The 1,978-nt window shown below is 34.9% G+C and carries 4 protein-coding genes; 1 reads left to right on the forward strand and 3 read right to left on the reverse strand.

Features of this window, described 5'->3' with window-relative positions:
- Positions 1-83: 83 nt before the first annotated feature.
- The 3 genes from AC1DRF_RS24975 to AC1DRF_RS24985 form a co-directional block, all read right to left on the reverse strand.
- Positions 84-311 carry a hypothetical protein gene (locus AC1DRF_RS24975; RefSeq protein WP_075419947.1) on the reverse strand — a complete coding sequence of 76 codons (228 nt, stop codon included), beginning with the start codon at positions 309-311 and terminating at the stop codon, positions 84-86.
- A 127-nt stretch (positions 312-438) separates the two neighbouring features.
- Positions 439-972 carry a PIN domain-containing protein gene (locus AC1DRF_RS24980; protein ID WP_427076566.1) on the reverse strand — a complete coding sequence of 178 codons (534 nt, stop codon included), beginning with the start codon at positions 970-972 and terminating at the stop codon, positions 439-441.
- 7 nt (positions 973-979) lie between these two features.
- A complete protein-coding gene (locus AC1DRF_RS24985; RefSeq protein WP_477741964.1) occupies positions 980-1,336 on the reverse strand; it encodes a hypothetical protein in 357 nt (118 codons plus the stop codon).
- A 235-nt stretch (positions 1,337-1,571) separates the two neighbouring features.
- On the opposite strand from AC1DRF_RS24985, the gene AC1DRF_RS24990 reads away from it, so the two are divergent.
- Positions 1,572-1,978: maltose acetyltransferase domain-containing protein (locus AC1DRF_RS24990; protein WP_477741965.1), on the forward strand; the 407-nt coding region annotated here is incomplete at its 3' end.

Raw genomic sequence — 1,978 nt, forward strand, 5'->3', positions numbered from 1 at the left:
AATGAAGCGTTTGTGACCATTATTCAAGAAGAGATGTCTAAATATCAAGAAACAAAAAAGAAGAGCTGATCGCTCTTCTTTTTTTATCTCCAATACACTGGGTGTGGGTAAAATGGACGAGGACGAGGGTAAAAGTAAGGGGGGTGGTAATAAATAGGACGAGGATAAGGGGAAGGATAAAATGGACGTGGGCGAGGATATGGATAATAACCATATGGGAATCTTTCGTCAGTTTCATGAGGATTCGAATAATAATCATAGCCATATTGATACTCTTCTAAAGGTTGTTCCGGGTAATATTGATAATTCACTCTTTTCACCGCCTAAGTTTTTATGCTTTTTACTGTATTCATTATAGAAAGAATTGGAGTATGTACCCGTCAAACTTTTAATTTGAAAAAGGAGGGAGACGAGGATTATTTTGAAAATAAAAGCAAATTAGCTTTCCTTCTCGTTTTCTTGTAAGTTATCAGCATCGGGAAGGGTGGGATGTTCAAAGCTTTTAATAAAAGAAGCATAAGCAATCGTATCTTTAATAGGATTTACATAAGATAATGGTTGACCTCGATAGCTGAAATTAAATGTAACCCAAGCAAAATCTTTATTATTGTTAGAAATCAGTTTTGCATTATGTATAAAAGCAGATGCGGCAATCATCGCATCTGGGCCTTTAATTTTTTTATTGGATTCTATTTTAGCTTTTCGGCGAATTTGAGCTGCTAGCTGCGCAATTTCACTTGTAACGTCCACAATCTTATCTGTCATATCGTAAATATAATGATTTTTTACTGCTTTGACTTGAGGATTTGTTTCTACTTCCCAATGCGACAGAAGTTCCATTTGTACAACGGTAGGCATTAAAAATTCCGCATTATTTGAAATAAGTTCATTAATATATTCTACAACTTCTGGATAATTAAGCGCATGTGAAGCCCAAATGTTTGTATCAATGATTACTTTTTCACACAACACAAATCGTTCACTCCTCTCTACTAGCCATTCGTACCAGCTCTTCTAACCCAAAAGGTGAGTAAAGAGCCGCAGATTCTGAAAGCTGGTTGCTTAATAGAAGCTTTTCATATTTAGTTAATCTAGTTTTTGCARATTTTATGGGCTTTTCTTGTGTATCATTTAATGTTTTATCTTTTTTATCATACGTGCGTAGAACTTTATGTTGAGGTTTGTATTTAAGATTTTTCTTCTGTATAGGGGATGAGGAAGGTGATTGCGGTGAGGGTTGTGTGTAAATTTTTCTATTTATTTTGAGGTTAAAGTGCTTCTGAACTTCCTTGCTGTATGTTCMTTTTCGGTCATCTACCAAGCGCTGTGCTTTCATGATATCCCTGCCTTTTATATAAATTTATATAGTATATGTGATGAAGTTTTCTCTTACTATTCCTTTTACATAAAAAGATTAAAAAATTAGCTTCCGGGAGTTATTAAATTAACTAATGTTTGCCGGGTGGGTGATAATCTCAGCGAATACCGGACAAAGGTTTAAAAACATGATATCGTGTAAGAGAATAAATCAGTATCGGTTAGAGAAGGAACTACAAAAAAGGGGATGCAAAATGAAAACAGAAAAACAAAAAATGCTGGATGGAGAATTATACCTTTCCGCTGATCCGCAATTAATAAAAGAACGTGAAAACGCTCGAAGATTAACAAGGCTTTATAACCAAACAACAGAAAGGGAAGAAGAAAGACGTACAAACTTATTAAAAGAACTGTTTGGGTCTACGGGAAATTCTCTTTGCATAGAGCCTACTTTCCGCTGTGACTACGGTTCTAACATTCATGTTGGAGAAAATTTTTATGCTAACTTTGATTGCGTACTTTTAGATGTATGTGAAATAAGAATAGGAGATAATTGTTTTCTTGCACCAGGTGTACATATCTATACAGCAACTCATCCTTTGCATGCTCTTGAAAGAATTTCAGGAGCTGAGTTTGGAAAACGCGTAGAAATAGGAAATAA

It is taken from the genome of Priestia sp. P5_B4, from assembly GCF_056400385.1.